A 21946-nucleotide genomic window follows, 5' to 3' on the forward strand; every position below is an offset into this window, starting at 1 on the left:
GCGCCCCATCGCCTGTTCCTATGGGGCGGCGGCGAGCGAGTCCCGCCCGATCTCGGCGATCGAGCTGCGGCCGGCGAGCCCCATGGTGAGGTCGAGCTCGGCGATGTGGTTGCGCACCACGGCACGCACCCCTGCGGCGCCGGCGACCGCGAGCCCGTAGGCGTAGGGCCGCCCGATGCCCACCGCCGTCGCACCGAGCGCGAGCGCCTTGAACGCATCGGCGCCGCCACGGACCCCGCTGTCGAGCACCACGGGCACCCGGCCGCCGACCCGTTCGAGCACGGCGGGCAATGCGTCGAGGGAGGCGACTGCGCCGTCGATCTGGCGTCCGCCGTGGTTCGAGACGACCAGTCCGTCGACCCCGGAGTCGAGTGCCCGCGCGGCATCCGAGGGGTGCATGACGCCCTTCAGCAGGATCGGCAGGCTCGTCCACTCGCGGAGGTTCGCGAGGTCCTCCCAGGTGAGGCCGGGGTCGGCGAAGACGTCGAGGAAGGTCTCGATCGCGGCACGCGGCAGCGGGGACCTGAGCGACGCGCGGATGCCGCCGTCGATGAGCGGGCTCCGTGCACCGGCGCGCGCGATCGAGAGTGCCGAGACGAGGAGCGCGGGCGTGATCCGGGGCCGCGGGCCGGCCGCTCCCCCGGCCGCTCCCCCCGCCGCGAGGCGGCTGACGCGCTCACGCACGAGGTCGGCGAAGACGGGGTCGCTCGTGTACTGGGCGATGCCCTGGCCGCGGCTGAAGGGCAGGAACGCGGCGTCCAGGTCCCGCGTGCGCCAACCGAGCAGGTGCGTGTCGAGCGTGACGACGATCGCCTCGCAGCCGCACGCCTCCGCGCGACGCACGAACGACTCGTTGAGCTCGTCGTGCGAGCTCCAGTACAGCTGGAACCACCGGGACGCCTCCCCCATCTCGGCGGTCACCTCCTCCATCGACCGAGACGCCTGGTTCGAGAGCACGTACGGCACGTCGAGGGCGGCCGCCGCACGACCCACGGCGGTGTCGGCCTCGGGATGCGCGAGCTCCGCGACGCCGATGGGCGAGAGCAGGAACGGCGTGGCCCGGCGACGCCCGAGCAACTCGATCGACAGGTCGCGCCGGGAGACGTCCCGGAGGACCCTCGGCCAGATGCGCCAGCGATCGAACGCGGCGCGGTTCGCGGCCATGGTCGCCTCGGCGCCCGCCCCGCCGGCCAGGTAGGCGAACGCCTCGGCCGTGGTGGCCTTGCGCGCCGCGCGCTCGAGCGCGACCGAGTCGACCGGCACCGTCGGCCTGGTGCCGCTCAGCCCGGCGCGATACACCTCGGACTGGACCGCCCGCCCGATTCCGCGATCGTCGGCATCGCTCATGCTCAAGCTCCCTCGCTTCGCAGGTTCCGGCCAGCGTATCCGCCCCGAACCGCCGGAGACATAGGGTGGAACGGATGCCGCTGCCAGACCTGCTCGTCGCCGCGATCGCGCTCGTGCGCGACCGCCGCGTGCTCATGGTCACCGCGCGCGGCCGCGACGTGCACTACATGCCCGGCGGCAAGATCGACGCGGGCGAGACGCCGGCCGCCGCCGCCGCCCGCGAGGCGTTCGAGGAGGTCGCCCTCGAACTCGACCCCGACGAGCTCGTCGAGCTGTTCGAGGTCGTCGCCCAGGCCCACGGCGAGCCCGACGGGCGCCTCGTGCGCATGCGCGTGTTCCGCGCCGAGACGGATGCCGCGCCCGCCGCCTCGGCCGAGGTCGGCGCCCTGCACTGGGTGACCACGGCCGACGTGGGCCGCTGCCCGCCCGCGGGCGCCGAGGTGCTCCGGCTGCTCGCGGCATCCGGGGTCATCGACTGATGTCCGGGCGTCGGCCGTCGGTCCTCCGTCTCATCGGATGGACCCTGGCCGACGAGCTCTACGCCGGATGGCGCCAGCTCGCCATCGTCGGCGGCAACCGACGACCGCCGGCGTGGCACGAGGGCGACGACGCTCTGCCCGAGGTCGTGCTGCTGCCGGGCGTCTACGAGCATTGGACCTTCCTGCGGCCGCTCGGCAACGCGCTGAACGCGGCCGGGCATCGGGTTCGCGTGGTGCGCGGCCTCAGCGTGAACCGCCTGCCGATCGCCACGACCGCCGCGCGTGCGGTCGCCGCCCTCGCGGCCTCGCCGACGCCGAGCGCCGGACGCGTCCTCGTGGCGCACAGCAAGGGCGGGCTCGTCGGCAAGCACGTGCTCATGGACCAGGCTGCGGCGGCGGCTTCGGCCGCAGTTTCGGACGCTGCCGCGGGCTCGGAGCGAGCGGATGCCGCGGCCGGCGCGCTCGATCCCGGTGCGCCTCCGGTCCGGGTGCCCGACGTCGGGGTGCTCGGCGTCGTCGCGATCTGCACGCCGTTCGCGGGCTCCCGCTACGCCCGGATGTTCGTGAACCGCACGATGCGGGCACTCCGCCCCGACGACGAGACGATCGTGCTCCTCAGCGGCGCGGCATCCGTCAACGCCCGGATCGTGTCGATCTTCGGCGTCTTCGATCCGCACGTGCCCGAGGGCAGCGTGCTCGCCGGTGCGACGAACGTGCAGGTCGACACCGCCGGGCACTTCATGATCCTGCGCACGCCCGAGGCGGCCGGCGCCGTGCTCGACGGCATCAGGGCGCTGGCCTCGCCGCTGTGGGAGCCTCCGCCGGTCGAGCCCACGCCCGTCGAGTAGCGAACGTCTCGAGACGCGCCGCCGGTCGCGGAAGCCGGGGCCGATCGAGGCGTGCGTCGAATCGAGCTCGGGCCCGGACCGAGACCCCGCCCTCCAGGATCAGCGGGAGCTGACGCTCCGTCGACGCGCGAGCGCGAGACCACCGATCGCGACGAACATCAGGGCGACGAGCGCCGAGCCGGTGCCGTCGAATCCGGTCTCGGCGAGCTGAGGCTTGGAGGCGTCGTCAACGGAATCGGCCGGGACCTCGACGGGCTGGTCGGCAGGCGCCGCCGGCTCGGCCGGAGCCTCGACCGCGGCCGCCGTGATGCTGAGCTGCACCTCGTTCGAGAAGGCCGTCGAGCCGTCTTCGAACGACTGCGAGGCGTGGACCATGAACCGCGGACGATCCGGGGTGTCCGCACCGACGAAGGCGCCCGGCATGATCACGACGTCGATGGCGCCGTCGGGGTCGACCTCGATGAGCGGCGAAATGAGCGTTCCCTGGCCGGCCCGCACGGTGACGCGCGTCAACTCGATGCCGGGGATGAACCCGGATCCCGTCACGTGGATGCCGTCGAGCCAGTCACCCTCGGGGTAGACGGTGTTCTCGACCTCGATCGCGAGGGTCGGCAGCTCGAACGGAACGGCCTCCTCGGCGCCCTCGTCGGACTCCTCGACCGGCAGGCCGACCGTGGGCTCGGGCTGATCGGGGAGCTCCTCGGCTGCGGCCGGAGCGCCGACCAGGCCGACGAGCAGGAGGCCGGCGGCCGCGGCGAGCGCGGCGAGACGAATGGGGGCGGGGTTCACGGACAACGGCGTCGCTCTCGTTCGGGTGGGCGGGGTCGCCTCCGAAGAGGCGGGCTGCGATCACCCTACGGGAGGGAAGGAATCCGAACATCGCGGTGGCATCACGATTCGGACTCGAAGCCGCGCTCGACGCGCGGCGACCGCGCGGCGACCGTGCGGCGACGTCAGTGCACGTACTCGAGGAGGTCCATGCCGAGCTGGCGCATGCCGTCGAGCACCGCGAGACGCGAGGAGAGGCCCGTGTCGGCGAAGTAGGTCGACACCGCATACGAGACGCTCGCGCGCGGCCCGCGGAGCACGCCGACCTCGCTGCGCACGCCGCCGTCGGTGCCGGTCTTGTTCACGAGGAGCACGCCGTGGTCGGGGGTCCGGTGCGCGAGCGGGTCGAGGCCGAACGCGCTCGCGACCATCGAGAGGTCGGAGTTGAGCGAGAGCCAGCCGATGACCCGCTGGGAGACCTCGGGGCTCACGATCTCGCCTCGGGCGAGCGACGCGAACAGCCAGGTGAGCTCCTTGGCGGAGCCGATCGAGAGCTGCGGCGCATCATCGGGCCCGCGGTGGTCGCGGACGAGGTCGAGCAGCGCGGTCCTGGTCAGGCCCAGCGCCTCGGTGCGTGCGCGCACCGACTCGAGCCCGACGTGGCGGAGCAGCACGTTCGTGGCCAGGTTGTCGCTCGTCGCGCCGATCATGGCGGCGAGGTCGGCGAGCGGAAGCGACGGCGACTGGAGGTGCTGCCAGATGCCGGAGTCGCCCACGGCGTCGCGCGGGGCCCGGTCGAGCACCGTGAACGCCTCGGCGCTCGTGCCCCCGAGCCGGGAGGCGACCTCGACGAGCAGGAGCACCTTGCCGATCGAGGCGGTCGGCATCACCACGTGGTCATCGACCGAGAAGAGCTCCTTGCCCGTCGCGAGGTCGGTCGCCCTGGCCGAGACCTGCACCCCTGCGAGGGCGAGCTCGCTCAGCGCCTGGAAGCCCCTGGCGAAGTTCTCGTTGACCTCTTCGCCGCGATGCTTGCCGCGATGCACGTTGGAATGGCGCGCGCGTCGCTCTGATCCCTGCGACGGCGTCACCACGGTGCGTGCACGATCTCTCTGGGCTGGTCGGCGTGCTGGGCCACGGCGGTCGGCACGCTCGGGGGACGGACGGGTCTGGTGAAGCGGGTCGGCAGCCGGAGCTACCAGATGGTCACGCGCTCGGCCGGGTCGAGCCAGAGTGCGTCATCGGGGGTCACTTCGAATCCAGTGTAGAACTCGTCGATGTTGCGCACGATCTGGTTGCACCGGAACTCGTTCGGCGAGTGCGGGTCGATGGCCAGGAGCCGGATGACCTCCTCGTCGCGACCCTTCATCTGCCAGGCCTGCGCCCAGGAGAGGAAGAACCGCTGCACGCCGGTCAGGCCGTCGAGCACTGGGGGCTCCTCGCCACCGAGGGAGATCACGTAGGCCTTCCAGGCGATCGCGAGACCGCCGAGGTCGCCGATGTTCTCGCCGATGGTCAGCGCGCCGTTGACGTGGTTGGCGTCGACCTCTCGGTCGGCGTCACCGCCCGTCGTCGCAGCGTCGGCCTCGTCGCCTGCCGGGGCGCCGACGAGCTGGGCCGGCACGAGCGCGTCGTACTGCGCGATGAGCGCCTTGGTGCGCTCCTCGAACGCCGCCCGGTCGGCTTCGGTCCACCAGTCGGTGAGTCGCCCGTCGCCGTCGTACTTCGATCCCTGGTCATCGAACCCGTGCCCGATCTCGTGGCCGATCACGGCGCCGATGGCCCCGTAGTTGGCGGCGGCATCGCGGCCCTCATCGAAGAACGGGTACTGCAGGATGGCCGCCGGGAAGACGATCTCGTTGAACCCGGGGTTGTAGTACGCGTTGATCGTCTGCGGCGTCATGAACCACTCGTCGCGATCGATGGGCTTGCCGATCTTGCCCAGTTCCCGGTTGAACGCGAACTCCGCGGTCGCGCGCACATTGCCCACGAGGTCGTCGCCGATCTCGAGCGAGGAGTAGTCGCGCCACTTCACCGGGAACCCGATCTTCGGCGTGAACTTCGCGAGCTTGTCGAGGGCCTTGGCCCGCGTCTCGTCGCTCATCCACTCCAGAGCGTCGATCGACTGGCGGTACGCCTCGACCAGGTTGGCCACGAGGTCGTCCATCGCGGCCTTGGCCGTCGGCGGGAAGTGCCGCTCGACGTAGATGCGCCCGACGGCCTCGCCCATGGCCCCCTCGACGAGTGAGACGCCGCGCTTCCAGCGCTCGCGCAGTTGCGGGGTACCGCTCAGGGTGCGGCCGTAGAAGTCGAAGTTCGCCTCGACGAAGTCCTCGGAGAGGTAGGCCGCGCTCGAGCGGATGACCTGCCAGGCGAGCCAGTCGCGCCAGGCCGGCAGCCGGTCGGCACTGAGCAGGGTGCCGAGGGCCTCGACGAAGGACGGCTCGCGCAGCACGACCTCGTCGAACGCGCTCGCGGGCACGCCCATCGCGTCGCGCCAGACGTCGAGGTCGACCTCGCCGGACGTCGACGTCGCGGATGCCGCAGCCGAGGCATCCGCCCAGCTGGAGAGGTTGTACGTCTTCTCGCTGTCGCGCGTCTCGACGTTGCTCCAGTGCGCCGCGGCGATCTCGGTCTCGAGATCGAAGACCCGCTGGGCGCGGCCGGCCGGGTCCTCGAGCCGCGCGAGACCGAACATGCGCTCGAGGTGCGCGCGGTACGCGTCGCGGATCGGCGCGAAGCGCTCCTCGCGGAAGTAGCTCTCGTCGGGGAGGCCGATGCCGCCCTGCTCGAAGAACACGAGGTAACGGTCGGGGTCGCCCGGGTCGTTGTCGACGAAGAGCTGGAGGAGGCCCGCGACGCCCTGGCGTTCGAGGCGGCCGAGCGTGTCGAGGAACGAGCGGATGTCGCCGACGAGCGCGACCTCTCCGAGCTGGCCGGCGATCGGCGTCGCCCCGAGCAGGTTGGCCCGCTCCTCGTTGAGGAAGCTCGCATACAGGTCGCCGACCTTGCGCTCCTCGGTGCCGGCCTCGGCCTGCTGCGACTCCTCGATGATCTCGCGCACGGCCTTCTCGGCCTCTTCATGCAGCTCGATGAACGAGCCGAACCGCGCCTTGTCGGCCGGGATCTCGGTACGTTCGATCCACTTGCCGTTGACATGGCGGAACAGGTCGTCCTGCGGCCGCACCGCCTCGTCGAGTTCGTCGTGCGCGATGCCGGAGGTGAGCGAGACGTCGGTCATGCGTTCCACCCTATTCGTGCCCGCCGACCGGGCGGATGCCCCGCGGCCGGTCTCATGGCGCACTCGCAGCGTGGATGGGCGCCGATCGGCTCGGCGACCGCGAGCACCCCCAGTTCGAGGGGTGCGGGGGCGGAAAGCGTCGTCCGGGTCGTGCCGGGGAAATATGCTCGTCTCCACTTCCCACCCGAATGGACGACGTTGACCCCTCTCACCCGCGCGCGCGGGCGATCGCTCCTCGCGACCGCCACCACCGCATTCATCCTCGCCGCGCTCGTGCCGGCATCACCCGCGTTCGCTGCCGACGAGGACCCGGTCATTCCGGTCGCGTCCATCTCAGGCGTGGTCACCGATCCCACTGGCGCGCCCGCCCCGGACGCCTGCCTGGCGGCCGAAGTGCTCGCCGACGGCGCATGGGCGCCGATCGACCTGGGCCTCGAGATCCGCACGGATGCAGACGGCGCCTACAGCGTCGCCGGGCTCGGCGACGGCACCTACACGATCAGCGCGGCATCCTGCACGAGCCCTTCTGACACGCAACCCACGTGGGCGCCGTCGCGCTCGGAGCAGCCCGAGATCGTCGACGGCGTCGTCGTCGCAGACGGCACCGTCGTCACCGATGGCGTCGCAGCGGCGGCGGTTGACATCCAACTGCTTCCCGCGCCGATCGAGGTCGTCGACGGTCCGGCGATCTCCGGCGACGCCGAGTTCGGCGCGACGCTCACCGCGGACCCCGGAACGTGGACCGTCGGCGGAGTCGACTTCCCCGGACTCGACTTCGCCTACCGGTGGCTGCGCGACGGCGCCGAGATCGCGGATGCCACGGGCGCCGCGTACGTCGTGACCTCCGAGGACCTCGACGCGTCGCTCTCCGTCACGGTCACCGCGACGCGCGACGGATGGGAGCCGGCATCGGCCACCACCATCGGGACCGCGCCCATCGCGGCGCTGCCCATCACGTCGAGCACGCCGACGATCACGGGAACCGCGAAGGTCGGCGAGACGCTGACGGCGGCCGCCGGCGGCTGGTCGGTCGCACCGGCACTCGCGTGGCTCCGGAACGGGGCTCCGATCGCCGGCGCCACGAATCCGACCTACGTCCTGACGGCAGCCGACCTCGGTAAGACCGTCTCGGTGCAGGCGACGGCGGCTCTCGCCGGCCACACCACCGCGACGATGACGTCTGCATCCACGGCTGCGGTAGCGATCGGCACACTGGTCACGGCGGCGCCGACCGTCGCGGGTACCGCGAAGGTCGGATCGGCGTTGACCGCGATGACCGGATGGACACCCGGCGGCATCACGTACACCTACGTGTGGAAGCGCAACGGGACCACGATCACCGGCGCGACCCAGGCGACCTACACGCCCGCAGCAGCAGACCTGGGCGCCAAGCTCACCGTCACCGCGACCGGCCGGCTTCCCGGCTACAGCAGCGTCGTCCGCACCTCGGCACCCACCGCCGCCGTCACGGTCGGCACCTTCGCCGCACCCGCGCCGACCCTTTCGGGCACGGTCGCGGTCGGCCGAACCGTGACCGCCGTCCCTGGCACCTGGAAGCCCGGTGCGACGTTCACCTACCAGTGGAAGCGCAACGGCGTCTCGATCACCGGCGCGACGAAGTCGACCTACGCGATCACCGCGACCGACCTGAAGACCGCGCTGACCGTGACCGTCACCGGCCAGGCGACCGCCTACACGACCAGGTCGACGACGTCTGCCCCTACCACGGTCGCGGCCGGCACCTTGACCGCGGCGACGCCGACCATCGCGGGCATCCGCGCGGTCGGCCGGACCCTCACAGCGGTCCCCGGCACCTGGGCGCCGTCAGGCGTCACCCTCGCCTACCAGTGGAAGCGCGCGGGCGTCTCGATCACCGGAGCCACCGCATCGACCTACGTGCTCACCGCCGCGGATCTGGGCAAGACCCTGACCGTGGCCGTCATCGGCAGGAAGACCGCCTACACCTCGGCGGCCAAGACCTCGGTCGCCACGGCCGCGATCGTCGCCGGAACCATCACCGCGGCTACGCCGACCGTCGCCGGCATCCGCGCGGTCGGCAGGGCCCTCACCGCCGTGCCCGGAACGTGGGCGCCCTCGGGTGTGACCCTCGCCTACCAGTGGAAGCGCGCGGGCGTCTCGATCACCGGGGCGACCAAGTCGACCTACGTGACCACCGCGACCGACCTCGGCAAGCCCCTCACCGTCACCATCACGGGCACGAAGGCCGGTTTCACGACTGTGGTGAAGACCTCGGTCAACACCGCAGCCATCGCAGCAGGCACCATCACGTATACGCCGAAGCTCTCGGGCACGCAGCGCGCCGGCTCGAAGCTCGCGGTCACCGTCGGAACCATCACTCCCAGTGGCGCCACGGTGAAGTACCAGTGGTACCGCAACGGCACCGCGATCAGTGGCCAGACCGCATCGACCTACGCCCTCGGCAACGTCGATGCCGGCAAGGTCGTCTCCGTGACGGTCACCGTCTCGAAGACCGCGTTCACGACGAAGGCATCCACCCTGAAGACCGGAACCGTCGCGGTCCGTCCGGCGAGCTTCACCGGGGACGGATGGTTCCGCGTCGGCATCGACGTGCAACCCGGCACGTACTACACGGCGTCGTCGCCGTCGTCATGCCAGTGGTGGCGGACCTCCTCTGCTGACGGATCCGAGGCATCCATCCTCGGCTGGGATCCGGGTGGAACCGGCCGCCGCATGATCACGATCCTCTCCACCGACCGCTACGTCGTCTTCAGCGGATGCGGTTCCTGGATCCGCTACGACGGCACCGGCACGCAGAGCACGACGATGGCCGGCGACGGCATCGCCGTCGTGGGCGTCAACCTGCGACCGGGCCGCTACGTGTCCTACGGCAACTCCGGTTGCTGGGCCGGCGACTGGAACGCGCCGACGGGGGCCGAGGCGGACCTCCTGGCAGGCGGAACCTACGACGGTGACATCTACTGGATCGTCGAGCCCGGGATCTTCTGGGAGACGTACAACTGCAACACGTTCACCTGGTACTCGTACTGACCCGTTCCGCATGAAGGCCGGTCCCCTCGCCCGAGGGGACCGGCCTTCGCCGTCTCTCGGCGCCCCCGTTTTGGGGGCGGCCGTCTTCTGCATTTCATCCGGCGTTTCACCTAGGCTCGGCCGGTCCGCAAGAAATTGGAGAACGTTGAATTCACCGCTCAGGCATCGAGTGCGCTCGCTCGTTGCGACCACCGCTGCCGCACTCGTGGTCGCAGCCCTCATCCCGGCGTCACCCGCCTTCGCCGACCAAGCTGATTCGCTGGCTCCGGTTGTCTCGATCTCTGGTGTCGTCTACGACCCCGCTGGCCTTGCAGCGAGCGAGGTCTGCATCGCTGCGGAGGCGTTCGACGGTGAGGCTTGGACCCCGATCTCCGTCGGGCCCGAGATCCGAACGGATACCACGGGCGCGTTCTCCATTCTCGACCTGCCCGACGGCACCTATACGGTGAGCGCCGAATCATGCGAATCGCCGTCCGACACGGCCCGTACCTGGTTCCCGTCGCTGTCTGCGCAGCCTGCGATCATCGAGGGAGCCGTTGCCGATGGCATCGTCGTCAGCGGTGGCTTAGAGGTAACCAGCACCGACATCCATCTGCTCGCAGTACCTGTGACAAACACGAGCGCGCCGACCATCATCGGCGACGCTCTGATCGGGTCCACACTGACGGCAGACGTAGGGGCGTGGAGCGTTACCGAGTTGTCGTTCACCTATCAGTGGCTGCGCAACGGTGCGCCCATCGCGGATGCCGTCGGCGAGACCTACAACCCGACGGTTGACGACGCCGACACCAAGCTCTCGGTCGAGGTGGTTGCGGATCGCCATGGCTGGACGACAAGCTCGGCGACATCGGCGACGACGAACGTCGTACCACGCCTCGCCCTCACGGCCGGGACACCGACGATTTCCGGCACGGCGAAGGTCGGGCAGAGCCTCACCGTCACGCCCGGTGACTGGTCGCCCGAGGCGGTGGTGACATACGTCTGGTTGCGCGATGGAGACGAGATCGCGACTGCGACGACGGCCGACTACCTGCTCTCGGCCGCAGACGTCGGCGCGAAGATCTCTGTTCGTGTCACCGGCGCGGCGACCGGCCACACCACGGCGACGATGACGTCTGCATCCACGGCTGCGGTAGCGATCGGCACACTGGTCACGGCGGCGCCGACCGTCGCGGGTACCGCGAAGGTCGGATCGGCGTTGACCGCGATGACCGGATGGACACCCGGCGGCATCACGTACACCTACGTGTGGAAGCGCAACGGGACCACGATCACCGGCGCGACCCAGGCGACCTACACGCCCGCAGCAGCAGACCTGGGCGCCAAGCTCACCGTCACCGCGACCGGCCGGCTTCCCGGCTACAGCAGCGTCGTCCGCACCTCGGCACCCACCGCCGCCGTCACGGTCGGCACCTTCGCCGCACCCGCGCCGACCCTTTCGGGCACGGTCGCGGTCGGCCGAACCGTGACCGCCGTCCCTGGCACCTGGAAGCCCGGTGCGACGTTCACCTACCAGTGGAAGCGCAACGGCGTCTCGATCACCGGCGCGACGAAGTCGACCTACGCGATCACCGCGACCGACCTGAAGACCGCGCTGACCGTGACCGTCACCGGCCAGGCGACCGCCTACACGACCAGGTCGACGACGTCTGCCCCTACCACGGTCGCGGCCGGCACCTTGACCGCGGCGACGCCGACCATCGCGGGCATCCGCGCGGTCGGCCGGACCCTCACAGCGGTCCCCGGCACCTGGGCGCCGTCAGGCGTCACCCTCGCCTACCAGTGGAAGCGCGCGGGCGTCTCGATCACCGGAGCCACCGCATCGACCTACGTGCTCACCGCCGCGGATCTGGGCAAGACCCTGACCGTGGCCGTCATCGGCAGGAAGACCGCCTACACCTCGGCGGCCAAGACCTCGGTCGCCACGGCCGCCATCGCCGCCGGCACCCTCACCGCCCCGACCCCGACGATCTCCGGAACCCGCACCGTGGGTAAGACCCTCACCGCGGTCCCCGGAACCTGGGCACCCAGCGGGGTCGCCCTGACCTACCAGTGGAAGCGCGCCGGCGTGCCGATCACCGGCGCGACCAAATCGACCTACGTGCTCACTGCTGCCGACCTCGGCAAGCCCCTCACCGTCACCATCACGGGCACGAAGGCCGGCTACACCACCCTCGCCAAGAACGCCAGCAGCACCGGCCTCATCGCCGCTGGGTCGCTGTCGCTGTCGGTCGGCGTGAGCGGGACGACCAAGGTCGGCTCGACCCTGACCGCTTCCGCCAGCGCCACGGCCGGTGCGGCTCTGTCCTACCAGTGGTACCGCAATGGCTCGGCGATCAGCGGCGCGACCGGGCGCACCTACAATCCCTCCAACGCGGACGTCGGGAAGTCGCTCGCGGCCGCCGTGACCGCGCGCAAAGCCGGTTACGCGACCCGCACGGTTCGCTCTGGTGCCACCGCGGCGATCCGTCCGCCCGACCGCACCACGCCGATCAGCGGTACAAAGAACTGCCCGAGTTGGGCCCCAATCAAGGGCAACCAAGGCAGTCCCGAGTGGATCTACCATCTGCCCGGCGGCGGGAGCTACAACGTAACGAATCCGGAGGAGTGCTTCTCTTCCGAAGCTGCTGCAATGGCCGCCGGGTATCGACGGGCACGCAACTAACCACTTCAACGCGCACAGGCCGCCTGCTCGGTTCGAGTGGGCGGCCTTCGCCGTTCCCGGATCCGGCCGTGCCCGCCCCGTCTTCGAGCGCGCGTGCTCGGAGTCCCGGCCGGAGCCGTACCCTGTTCCCATGGCACCCGTTCCGCGGCGCACGGCCGCCCGCTCACCGTTCCCGACGACCCTGAGGCGGGGCGTTCGCGCGTCATTCGCGATCTCGATGCTCGCGGTGGCGGCGGTGGCCCTGAGCGCGTGCACGTTCGGTGACGACAGCGTCGACGCCGGGCCGGTCGACGGGGGCGACTTCGCCGACGACGGCTGCACGAGCGTCGTCGTCGCCACCTCGTCGGAGAAGGTCAACATGCTCGACGCGTTGGCCCAGGCGTTCAAGGAGTCGCCCGAGCATGAGGCGCTCGACGAATGCGCGACAGTGCGGCCCGTGAACGTCTCCTCCGGCGATGCGACCCGGTTCCTGACGGCCGGTGGTGACTGGCCCGACGAGGACCCCCGGCGCTGGCCGACGCTGTGGTCACCGGCGTCCACCGTCTGGACCGAGCGCGTCGCCGCCGCGGCATCCGCTTCGCTCGTGGGCGAGCCGGTGTCGTTCACGCACACCCCCGTCGTGTTCGGCGTGCCCGAGACGATGGCGAAGGCCCTCGGCTGGCCCGACGAGGAGATCGGCATTGCCGACCTCGAGAAGTTGTGCGCCGATCCCGAGGGATGGGGCAGCGTCGGCAAGCCGATCTGGGGCTCGTTCAAGATCTCGAAGACGAACCCGAACACGTCGACCACTGGGCTGTCGGCGATCCTGATGCAGTCGTACGAGGCATCCGGCAAGACCGCCGATCTCACGGCCGACGACGTCGCGGCGTCCGAGGAGTTCTCCCGCGTGTTCGAGGAGTGCGTGATCCACTACGGCGACACCACCGGCAAGGTGCTGAACACCCTCTACGACGAGACCCAGAACGGCTCCGGCGGATCGGGCTACGTCTCGGCGGTGGCACTCGAGGAGACCTCGCTGCTGAACTACAACCAGGGCAACCCCGACTCGCACACGGTGCAGCCCGGCGAGACCCTCACGCCGCCGAAGGAGAAGCTCGTCGCGGTCTACCCGTCCGGCGGCTCGATCTGGTCGGACAACCCGGTGACGGTTCTCGGAGCCGAATGGGTCACCGAAGCCCAGCGCCAGGCGGGCGAGGCGTTCATCGCATTCCTCGCCACCGAGTCGGGGCAGCGCATCCTTCCCGAGTACGGGTTCCGGCCGCTCGACGAGTCGGTGCCGCTCGGCGACCTGTTCACCGAGAAGTTCGGCGTCGACCCCGCCGGCCCGGCGATCACGCTGCCGCGCCCCGCGGTCGACGTCGTGTCGGCCGCCCTCGACCAGTGGACGCAGATCCGCAAGCCCTCCTCGGTGCTCGAGGTCATCGACATCTCGGGCTCGATGGACGAGCCGATCGGCGACGGCCGCTCTCGACTCGACGGCGCCATCGAGGGCGCCCAGTCGACGCTCGGCCACTTCCGCTCGACGGACGAGGTCGGCGTGTGGGCGTTCACGACCGAGGTCGAGTCCGTGGCGGGCAAGAACCTCATCGAACTGCGCCCGGTTTCGCCGCTCGGTTCCGACGGCGAGACGCTGCGCTCCTCCATCGCCGACCTCCGGTACGCGAATCGGCAGGGCACGCCCCTCTACGACGCGATCGCCGCGGCGTACGAGGAGATGGCCCAGCGCGCCGAACCGGGGCGCATCAATGCGCTCGTCGTGCTGTCCGACGGGCAGGACACCGACTCGTCCATCTCGATCGACTCGCTCATCGCGAAGATCGGCGCCTCGACCGGTGAGGGCGGCGAAGGCGGCGGCGACGCCCCGGTGCGCATCTTCCCCATCGCGTACGGAGAGGGTGCCGACACCGGCGCTCTGCAGCGCATCGCCGAGGCGACGGGCGGCCAGTGGTTCGACGCCTCCGATCCCGCGAAGATCGACCTCGTGTTCGCGTCGGTCATCAACAACTTCTAGGGACGACGGATGAATGCCGAGCTCGCCGTCGTCACGATCGTCACCGCCGGCTACGTCGACGATGCCGAGGACGCGCTGCAGGCGAGCCCGGTCTACGTCTCACCGGAGGTCGACGGCGCGACGGCCCTGCACGACCAACTGCTGACCCAGGTCGGCGACGCCTCGATCGGCGTGGCGGTGTTCTCGGACAACGCCGAGCTGGAGGCATCCGGAACCGAGATCGTCGGCCAACTCGCGGAGACCACGGGCTACGACACCATCATCGTGGCCGTCGGCGACGACCTCTCGGCCGGGTCGCGCGTGCTCGACGCGGGCGAGGCGATGCAGATCGCGAACCAGGCGGAGGCGAGCGCGGACGGTCTCAGCCCAGCGCTCACCGAGACGGTGCAGGAGGTGCAGTCGGCCCAGGAGCAGCCGTCGACCACGGGCGGTACCGAGGGCGGCGGCGGCCTCGTCCTCGGGCTCGCGATCGGGGCGGCGGTGATCGTCGCCGGTGCCGGTGCGGCGTTCGGCATGCTCCGCGCGCGGCGCCGCCGCGGAACGCCCGATGCCCGGCTGCCCGACCCGATCCGGCGACACGTCGCGACCCTGCGATCCCTGGGCGTCGCCTATGCCCAGGTCGGTACGGCCGGCAACCAGGTGGCCGCGCAGACCGCGACCGACGTCAACGGCATCGCGGTCAACGTCGAGGAGCTCTTCACGCGGCTCGACCAGCGCAGCGGTGCCGACCAGCGGGGACTCGCCGCGATCGAGCTCGATGCCACGCTCCGCAAGCTCACGGCGGCGCTCGATCGCGACTACCTGCTCGACATCCTCACGCACCCGCAGCTCTGGGACGACCCCGACGAGCGGGTCCGCGAGGTGCGGACCGCGGTCACCGCGGTCTCCGAGGAGCTCGTCGCGAACATCAAGCAGGTCAATGCCCGCCGCGGACTGCACTTCCAGGTCTCCCTCGACGGACTCATCGGCCGTCGCTCGGAACTGCAGGAGTGGGAGCGTGCATTCGAGCAGGCGGCCGACGACGGCGAGACCCCGCCGCGTTGAGCCGCGGCTCCTTCCCGCCGGAGGCGTGCGTGCCCGCCGCCGCCGCACCTGCTTGAATCGGTGCATGAACACCCTGCTGAACGTCATCTGGCTCGTGCTCTCGGGCTTCTGGCTGTTCCTCGGCTACCTCGCCGCGGGAGTCGTCATGTGCGTGCTCATCGTGACGATCCCGTGGGGCATCGCGTCGTTCCGCATCGGGCTGTACGCGCTCTGGCCGTTCGGCCGCAGGGTCGTCGCGAAGCCGACGAGCGGCGCCTGGTCCTTCATCGGCAACGTCATCTGGTTCCTGCTCGCCGGCATCTGGCTCGCCATCGCGCACCTGGTCTCGGGTGTGCTGCTCTGCATCACGATCATCGGCATCCCGCTCGGCATCGCCGACTTCAAGCTCATCCCGGTCTCGCTCGCCCCGCTGGGCAAGGAGATCGTCGACATCTGACGAAGCGGATGCCGCGTGCGAGCCGGATGCCGCGGCGAGCCCGCGACGTCGCCGCGGTCGGCGAGCACCCCGTGTCGCCCGCCGCCAATAGGCTCGAGACGCCCATGAACCAGCCACCTCCCGATCCGGCACGCACCGGCGTCGACCGCGACATCCTGCGCCTCGCCGTGCCCGCTCTGGGGGCGCTCATCGCCGAGCCGCTCTTCCTCCTCGCCGACACCGCCATGGTGGGCCACCTCGGGGCGACGCCGCTCGCCGGCCTCGGGCTCGCGAGCGCGGTGCTGCAGACGATCATCGGGCTCATGGTGTTCCTCGCGTACGCGACGACCCCGAGCGTGGCGCGCCGCCTGGGTGCGGGCGACGAGCGGGGCGCGGTCTCGTCCGGCGTCGACGGGCTGTGGCTCGCACTCGGCCTGGGCGCGGTGCTCGGCGTACTCGGCTGGTTCGCGACGCCATGGCTGGTGGGCGTGTTCGGCGCTCCGCCCGAGGTCACCGCGGCGGCATCCGAGTACCTCTCGATCTCGATGATCGGGCTTCCTGCCATGCTGCTCGTGTTCGCGGCCACGGGCCTGCTGCGCGGCCTGCAGGACACGACCACGCCGCTCTGGGTGGCCGGTGTCGGGTTCGCGGCGAACATCGGCCTGAACTTCCTCTTCATCTACGGCCTCGGATGGGGCATCGCGGGCTCCGCGGTCGGCACGGTGATCGCGCAGTGGGGCATGGTGCTCGTCTACCTCGTGGTCGTGGCACGACATGCGGCACGCGTGGGCGCGAGCCCGTGGCCGCACCACGCCGGTGTCCTGCGCGGCGCGACCTCCGGCGGTTGGCTGTTCCTGCGCACGCTGAGCCTGCGTGCGGCCCTCCTGCTGGCCACCTGGGCGGCGACCTCGCTCGGACCCGACGAACTCGCCGCCTACCAGGTGGCCATCACGGTCTACTTCACGCTCGGGTTTGCCCTCGACGCCCTCGCCATCGCGGCGCAGGCGCTCATCGGCAAGGGGCTCGGCGAGGGCGACGTGGAGCAGGTGCGCGCCGTGCTCCGGCGCTGCGTGCAGTGGGGCGTCTGGTCGGGCGTCGCGCTCGGTGCCCTCGTCGTCGCCACCGCCTGGGCGCTGCCGGCGCTCTTCACGTCGTCGGCCGAGGTCGCGGCGTTGCTCCCGCCGTCGCTCGTGGTGCTCGGCCTCTCGGCCCCGCTGGGCGGTCTCGTGTTCGTGCTCGACGGCGTGCTCATCGGAGCCGGCGACGCCCGCTACCTGGCCTGGACCGGCCTCGTGAACCTCGCCGTGTTCGTCCCGCTCGCGCTCGCGACCGTCTGGTGGTCGGATGCCGCGGGCCTGCCGAACGCGACCTCGCTGGCGCTGCTCACCGGCGCCTTCGCGATCGGCTACCTCGCCGCGCGCGCGGTGACCCTGTCGTTGCGCGCCCGCGGCGCCGCGTGGATGGTGACGGGCGTCAGCGCCTGACGCCGCGCACACCCGCCTGCCTACCTGCCTGCCCCGCGGTTCAGGCGCTCGCACGGTACTCAGGATCATCACGGTGAGACCGGCCTGAGCAGCGTGCGAGCGCCTGAATCACGGGCGTCGCATCGGAGCCCGGCCGCGGATCAGCGCGACGGTGCTGCGGTGGTGTCGCCCACGTGCAGCACGCTCGTGAAGCAGACCGACCGCGGAGAGTCGCCGGCGAGCAGGCTCACGACGGCCTCGCCCGCGGCACGTCCCTTCGCGACCGACGGCTGCACGAGCGTCGTCAGGTCGTGCTGCAGGCCGTCGACCCGGATGCCGTCGAAGCCCAGCACGCTGAGTTCGCCGGGCACCGCGATGCCGAGCTCGTCGGCGGCCTGGATCACGCCCGCGGCCAGCAGGTCGCTCTGCGCGATGATCGCCGTGGGACGGTGCGAGGGGTCGGCGAGCAGGGCCCGGCCGGCCTCGAGGCCCTCCTCGATCGAACTCGCGCCCGCGACTCGGCCGGTCGCCTCGGGGAACACGTCACGGGCCCCGGCGAGCCGCTCGCTCGCCGTCTCGGCGGTGCTGCCGAGCTCGAGGTCGGGGGTCAGCGGCCCCCGCGTGCGGGCGGCGTCGAACGGGAGCGTGACGAGCGCGACATCCGCGTGTCCCAGCTCGCGCAGGTACTCGGCGCCGCGACGGGTGGCCTCGCGGTTGTCGATCGAGATCTTCGGGATGCCGTCACCCGCGTCGCCCTCGATGGCGACCGAGGGGATGCCGCGACGGCGGAGCACCTCGACCGACTGGCCGAGGCGCGGGCTGCACCCGACGAGCACGACCGCGTCGACGGGCGCACTCTCGATGCCGACCGCATTGCCGCCCGCCTCGCCGGTGTCGGTGAGCAGCAGCAGCCCCGCGCCGAGGGAGGCGAGGCCCTCGGTGATGCCGTCGAGCATCTGGATCTTCACCGGGTCCAGGAACGCCGCGCGGACCCGCTCCTCGAGGACGACGCCGACGATGCCCGAGCGGCCCCGGCGAAGCGACTGCGCGCGCGGGTCGGGCCCGGCGTAGCCGAGTTCGGCCGCCGCCGCGAGGACCTTCTGCTTCGTGGCGCCCGACACCGGGCCGGAGCCGCTGAAGGCGAGCGATGCCGTCGAGGCCGAGACGCCGGCGCGGGCGGCGACGTCGGACAGGGTGGGTCGCGCGGACTCGGTCATCGTTCGTTCCTCAGGTGGGCGTGCGGCCGGGGGTCACCGGCACGCCCGATCATAGATCATCGACCTCGAATCGATTCGAGGGCTGCGGATGCCGCGTGCCGTGCGCCCACGTGCCGAATCGGCGCATGAGTGCGGGCCCGGTCGGTCGAGAACGGCACTCGGGCGCCGATTCCGCCCTCCGGCGGGGAATGGCGGATGCCGCGGGCCGACCGGTGCCCGCCTAGGCTGGCGGCATGCCGAAGACCGCACTCATCACCGGCGCGAGCTCTGGGCTCGGCGCCGAGTTCGCCCGCCAGCTCGCCGCAACGGGCGCCGACCTCGTGCTCGTCGCTCGAGATCGCGCCGCGCTCGACGCGGTCGCCGCGAAGGTCCGGGCCAGGTACGGCGTGGCCGTGGAGGTGCTCCCGGCCGACCTGCTGAAGCGACGGCATCTCGCGAAGGTGATCGCCCGCCTGTCGGAACCCGAGCGCCCCATCGAGCTGCTCGTGAACAACGCCGGCTTCGGGCTTCCGCTCGACTTCGCGGCGAACGACATCGAGGACGAGGTGCGTCACCTGCACCTCCACGTCGAGGTGCCGATGCGCCTGAGCCACGCCGCCCTCGCGCAGATGCTTCCTCGCGGACGCGGGCGCATCATCAACGTCGCATCCGTCGCCGGCTTCATCCCTCGGGCGACGTACGGCGCGTGCAAGGGCTGGCTCATCAGCTTCAGCCGGTGGGCGAACGACCGGTACGCGGCGCAGGGCGTGACCACCACCGCCGTCTGCCCCGGATACACGCACACGAACTTCCACGAGCGCATGGGACTCGCGCGCGGCAAGGAGGGCGTGCCCGCCTGGATGTGGCTCGACGCCCGCACGGTCGTCGCCGAGGGGCTGCGCGACGCCGCGCACGGCAAGGGCGTCTCCGTCCCGTCGCTGCGCTATCGCGCGCTGATCGCCCTCACCCGGCTGGTGCCGGCGTCGGTCGCGATCCGGTTCGGCGAGCGCGGGCGCTGACGCTCCCCGCCGCGATTCGGAAGACATCCGGTGGTCGAGTGGCGACGGAGGAGCGTATCGAGACCACGTCGCCGGGTCTCGGGACGCGTCCTCCTTCGTCGGGCGCTACTCGACCGCCGGAACCACCGCGGCGCGCGCCCCCTCGAACGCCTGGACGCAGCGACGGATCTCCTCCTCGGAGTGCGCCGCCGAGAGCTGCACGCGGATCCGCGCGGCCCCGCGCGGCACGACCGGGAACGAGAACGCCGTCACGTAGACGCCGCGATCCTGGAGGAGCTCGGCCATGCGCGCCGTCACGACCGCGTCGCCGAACATGACGGGCACGATCGCGTGCTCGCCCGGGAGCAGGTCGAACCCGGCGTCGGTCATGAGCGTGCGGAACAGCGCCGCGTTCGCCTTCAGTCGCTCGCGCAGCTCGCCCGACTCGGCGAGGAGCTCGAGCGCCTGCAGCGTTCCGGCGACGATCGCCGGCGCGAGGGTGTTGGAGAACAGGTACGGGCGGGCGCGCTGGCGCAGCAGGTCGACGATCTCCTGCCGTGCCGCCACGTACCCGCCGGATGCCCCGCCGAGCGCCTTGCCGAAGGTGCCGGTCGTGATGTCGACGCGGCCCTCGACGCCGCAGAGCTCGGGCGTGCCGCGTCCGTTGGCGCCGACGAACCCGACGGCGTGCGAGTCGTCGACGAAGACGAGGGCGTCGTGACGCTCGGCGAGGTCGCAGATCTCGGCGAGGGGCGCGATGTACCCGTCCATCGAGAACACGCCGTCGGTCACGATGACGCGCCGGCGGGCCCTGGATGCCGCGACGAGCTGCGCCTCGAGGTCGGCCATGTCCCGGTTGCGGTAGCGGTACCTGGCGGCCTTCGAGAGCCGGATCCCGTCGATGATCGAGGCGTGGTTGAGCTCGTCGGAGATGATCGCGTCCTCGGCGCCGAACAGCGTCTCGAAGACGCCGCCGTTCGCGTCGAAGCATGACGAGAAGAGGATCGTGTCGTCGTAGCCGAGGAACTCGGAGACCCGGCGCTCGAGCTCGAGGTGCTGCTCCTGCGTGCCGCAGATGAAGCGCACGCTCGCGAGCCCGTAGCCCCACTCGTCGAGCCCGCGGTGCGCGGCCGCGACGATGCGCGGGTCGTTCGCGAGACCGAGGTAGTTGTTGGCGCAGAAGTTCAGCACCTCCGTGCCGGCGACCTCCACCTCGGAGGACTGCGGGCCTCGGATGCCGCGCTCGCGCTTGGTCAGCCCGGCCTCCTCGATCGCCGCGAGCTCGGCTCGAAGCTGGTCCTTCACCGTTCCGTACATGCCTACGCCTCCGTCCAGTCGAGGATGACCTTGCCGACTCCGGCCGACCTGGCCGTGTCGAACGCCGCGCGCCAGTCGCGCGCGGGGTACCGCTCCGAGATGATCGATGCGACGCGTTCGCCGAGCACGGGGCTCGTCTGCAGCATCGCGCTCATCGAGTTCCAGGTCTCGAACATCTCGCGGCCGTAGATGCCCTTCACGGTGAGCATGTGGGTCACGACCTTGCCCCAGTCGACCGCATACGGCTCACTGGGCAGGCCGAGCATCGCGATGCGCCCGCCGTGGTTCATGTTCTCGATCATCTCGGGCAGTGCGCGGGGCGAGCCCGACATCTCGAAGCCGACGTCGAAGCCCTCGCGCATGCCGAGCCGGCCCTGCACGTCCGTGACGCTCTCGGTCGACACGTCGACGACGGCGTCGGCCCCCATCGACATCGCGAGCTCGAGGCGTGCGGGCGAGACATCCGTCGCGACGATGAAGCGGGCCCCGACGTGGCGGGCGACCGCGATCGACATGAGGCCGATCGGCCCGCAGCCGGTCACCAGCACGTCCTCGCCGACGACGGAGAACGCGAGCGCGGTGTGCACGGCGTTGCCGAACGGGTCGAAGATCGCCCCGACCTCGGGCTCGACCGGCGAGTGGTGCACCCAGACGTTCTCGCCGGGGATCACGATGTACTCCGCGAACGCGCCGTCGCGGTGCAGGCCCACGCCGAGGGTGCGGATGCACATCTGGCGGCGTCCGGCGCGGCAATTGCGGCACATGCCGCACACCACGTGGCCCTCGCCCGACACCTTGTCGCCGACGGCGACGTCGTGCACGAGCTCACCGACCTCGACGACCTCGCCGAAGAACTCGTGCCCGGGCACGAGCGGCGTGGCGATGTTCGACGCCGCCCAGTCGTCCCAGGCCTCGATGTGCAGGTCGGTGCCGCAGATGCCGGTGCGCAGCACCCGGATCTTCACGTCGGCGGGGCCCGGTTCGGGCTCGGGGCGGTCGGTGTACTCGAAACCTGCGCCGGGAGCGCGCTTGAAGAGGGCCTTCATCGATACCTCGTTGTTCGGTGCAGTGGCCGCTGGGTGCGGCGGCCGCTGCGAAGTGGTCCGGTGGGTGCGCCGGATGGC

The 21946-nt window shown here is 71.2% G+C and carries 16 protein-coding genes; 9 read left to right on the plus strand and 7 right to left on the minus strand.

The window, feature by feature from the left end; all coding sequences use genetic code 11:
- Positions 1-18: 18 nt before the first annotated feature.
- On the minus strand, positions 19-1347 hold the full coding sequence (locus GQQ95_RS07095) for an alpha-hydroxy-acid oxidizing protein (RefSeq protein ID WP_157426949.1): 1329 nt from the start codon (positions 1345-1347) through the stop codon (positions 19-21).
- A 74-nt stretch (positions 1348-1421) separates the two neighbouring features.
- Between GQQ95_RS07095 and GQQ95_RS07100 the strand changes: the two genes are divergently transcribed.
- Both GQQ95_RS07100 and GQQ95_RS07105 read left to right on the plus strand, forming a co-directional pair.
- Complete coding sequence (locus GQQ95_RS07100; RefSeq protein WP_157426950.1) at positions 1422-1826, plus strand: NUDIX hydrolase; 405 nt, start codon at positions 1422-1424, stop codon at positions 1824-1826.
- Entirely contained in the window at positions 1826-2674 is an 849-nt protein-coding gene (locus GQQ95_RS07105) for a hypothetical protein (RefSeq protein ID WP_157426951.1), read from the plus strand. Before GQQ95_RS07100 ends, GQQ95_RS07105 begins: the two co-directional genes overlap by 1 nt.
- A gap of 99 nt (positions 2675-2773) precedes the next feature.
- On the opposite strand, the gene GQQ95_RS07110 is transcribed toward GQQ95_RS07105, so the two are convergent.
- From GQQ95_RS07110 to GQQ95_RS07120, 3 genes are all read right to left on the minus strand, one after another.
- Positions 2774-3463 carry a hypothetical protein gene (locus tag GQQ95_RS07110; RefSeq protein ID WP_157426952.1) on the minus strand — a complete coding sequence of 230 codons (690 nt, stop codon included), beginning with the start codon at positions 3461-3463 and terminating at the stop codon, positions 2774-2776.
- 164 nt (positions 3464-3627) lie between these two features.
- Positions 3628-4536 (minus strand): serine hydrolase, encoded by a 909-nt coding sequence (locus tag GQQ95_RS07115; protein ID WP_157426953.1) that lies wholly within the window; start codon positions 4534-4536, stop codon positions 3628-3630.
- A gap of 101 nt (positions 4537-4637) precedes the next feature.
- Positions 4638-6683, minus strand: coding sequence for a M13 family metallopeptidase (locus GQQ95_RS07120; protein WP_157426954.1), 2046 nt, complete (start codon positions 6681-6683; stop codon positions 4638-4640).
- A 198-nt stretch (positions 6684-6881) separates the two neighbouring features.
- Between GQQ95_RS07120 and GQQ95_RS07125 the strand changes: the two genes are divergently transcribed.
- The 6 genes from GQQ95_RS07125 to GQQ95_RS07150 all read left to right on the plus strand — a co-directional run bounded on the left by GQQ95_RS07125 (position 6882) and on the right by GQQ95_RS07150 (position 17332).
- Positions 6882-9713, plus strand: a complete 2832-nt coding sequence (locus tag GQQ95_RS07125; protein ID WP_170297000.1) for an Rv1352/Rv1906c domain-containing protein — start codon at positions 6882-6884, stop codon at positions 9711-9713.
- A 205-nt stretch (positions 9714-9918) separates the two neighbouring features.
- Positions 9919-12378, plus strand: coding sequence for a sunset domain-containing protein (locus tag GQQ95_RS07130; RefSeq protein ID WP_170297001.1), 2460 nt, complete (start codon positions 9919-9921; stop codon positions 12376-12378).
- 130 nt (positions 12379-12508) lie between these two features.
- Positions 12509-14389, plus strand: coding sequence for a substrate-binding and vWA domain-containing protein (locus GQQ95_RS07135; RefSeq protein WP_246205230.1), 1881 nt, complete (start codon positions 12509-12511; stop codon positions 14387-14389).
- Positions 14390-14398: 9 nt separating this feature from the next.
- Positions 14399-15433 (plus strand): hypothetical protein, encoded by a 1035-nt coding sequence (locus tag GQQ95_RS07140; protein ID WP_157426957.1) that lies wholly within the window; start codon positions 14399-14401, stop codon positions 15431-15433.
- Positions 15434-15497: 64 nt separating this feature from the next.
- The gene (locus GQQ95_RS07145; RefSeq protein WP_157426958.1) at positions 15498-15869 is read left to right on the plus strand and encodes a YccF domain-containing protein; all 372 of its coding nucleotides are present in this window, start codon (positions 15498-15500) and stop codon (positions 15867-15869) included.
- 104 nt (positions 15870-15973) lie between these two features.
- The gene (locus GQQ95_RS07150; RefSeq protein WP_157426959.1) at positions 15974-17332 is read left to right on the plus strand and encodes an MATE family efflux transporter; all 1359 of its coding nucleotides are present in this window, start codon (positions 15974-15976) and stop codon (positions 17330-17332) included.
- Between the two features lie 140 nt (positions 17333-17472).
- Here the strand turns inward: GQQ95_RS07150 and GQQ95_RS07155 are convergent, their stop codons facing one another.
- Positions 17473-18528, minus strand: coding sequence for a LacI family DNA-binding transcriptional regulator (locus tag GQQ95_RS07155; protein WP_157426960.1), 1056 nt, complete (start codon positions 18526-18528; stop codon positions 17473-17475).
- Between the two features lie 233 nt (positions 18529-18761).
- Here GQQ95_RS07155 and GQQ95_RS07160 point away from each other — a divergent pair, with 233 nt between their 5' ends.
- On the plus strand, positions 18762-19526 hold the full coding sequence (locus tag GQQ95_RS07160) for an SDR family NAD(P)-dependent oxidoreductase (RefSeq protein ID WP_157426961.1): 765 nt from the start codon (positions 18762-18764) through the stop codon (positions 19524-19526).
- Between the two features lie 105 nt (positions 19527-19631).
- Here GQQ95_RS07160 and GQQ95_RS07165 read toward each other — a convergent pair whose 3' ends face one another.
- Both GQQ95_RS07165 and tdh read right to left on the minus strand, forming a co-directional pair.
- Positions 19632-20822 (minus strand): glycine C-acetyltransferase, encoded by a 1191-nt coding sequence (locus GQQ95_RS07165; protein ID WP_157426962.1) that lies wholly within the window; start codon positions 20820-20822, stop codon positions 19632-19634.
- A 2-nt stretch (positions 20823-20824) separates the two neighbouring features.
- Positions 20825-21868 (minus strand): L-threonine 3-dehydrogenase, encoded by a 1044-nt coding sequence (tdh, locus tag GQQ95_RS07170; RefSeq protein WP_157426963.1) that lies wholly within the window; start codon positions 21866-21868, stop codon positions 20825-20827.
- Positions 21869-21946 lie beyond the last annotated feature (78 nt).

Source organism: Agromyces salentinus (assembly GCF_009749395.1).
GTDB classification, from domain to species: Bacteria; Actinomycetota; Actinomycetes; order Actinomycetales; family Microbacteriaceae; genus Agromyces; species Agromyces salentinus.

Coding starts and splice junctions, on each gene's coding strand:
- GQQ95_RS07095 (WP_157426949.1), bottom strand. CDS start 1,347: ATGAGCGATGCCGACGATCGCGGAATCGGGCGGGCGGTCCAGTCCGAG.
- GQQ95_RS07100 (WP_157426950.1), top strand. CDS start 1,422: ATGCCGCTGCCAGACCTGCTCGTCGCCGCGATCGCGCTCGTGCGCGAC.
- GQQ95_RS07105 (WP_157426951.1), top strand. CDS start 1,826: ATGTCCGGGCGTCGGCCGTCGGTCCTCCGTCTCATCGGATGGACCCTG.
- GQQ95_RS07120 (WP_157426954.1), bottom strand. CDS start 6,683: ATGACCGACGTCTCGCTCACCTCCGGCATCGCGCACGACGAACTCGAC.
- GQQ95_RS07135 (WP_246205230.1), top strand. CDS start 12,509: ATGGCACCCGTTCCGCGGCGCACGGCCGCCCGCTCACCGTTCCCGACG.
- GQQ95_RS07140 (WP_157426957.1), top strand. CDS start 14,399: ATGAATGCCGAGCTCGCCGTCGTCACGATCGTCACCGCCGGCTACGTC.
- GQQ95_RS07145 (WP_157426958.1), top strand. CDS start 15,498: ATGAACACCCTGCTGAACGTCATCTGGCTCGTGCTCTCGGGCTTCTGG.
- GQQ95_RS07150 (WP_157426959.1), top strand. CDS start 15,974: ATGAACCAGCCACCTCCCGATCCGGCACGCACCGGCGTCGACCGCGAC.
- GQQ95_RS07155 (WP_157426960.1), bottom strand. CDS start 18,528: ATGACCGAGTCCGCGCGACCCACCCTGTCCGACGTCGCCGCCCGCGCC.
- GQQ95_RS07160 (WP_157426961.1), top strand. CDS start 18,762: ATGCCGAAGACCGCACTCATCACCGGCGCGAGCTCTGGGCTCGGCGCC.
- GQQ95_RS07165 (WP_157426962.1), bottom strand. CDS start 20,822: ATGTACGGAACGGTGAAGGACCAGCTTCGAGCCGAGCTCGCGGCGATC.
- tdh (WP_157426963.1), bottom strand. CDS start 21,868: ATGAAGGCCCTCTTCAAGCGCGCTCCCGGCGCAGGTTTCGAGTACACC.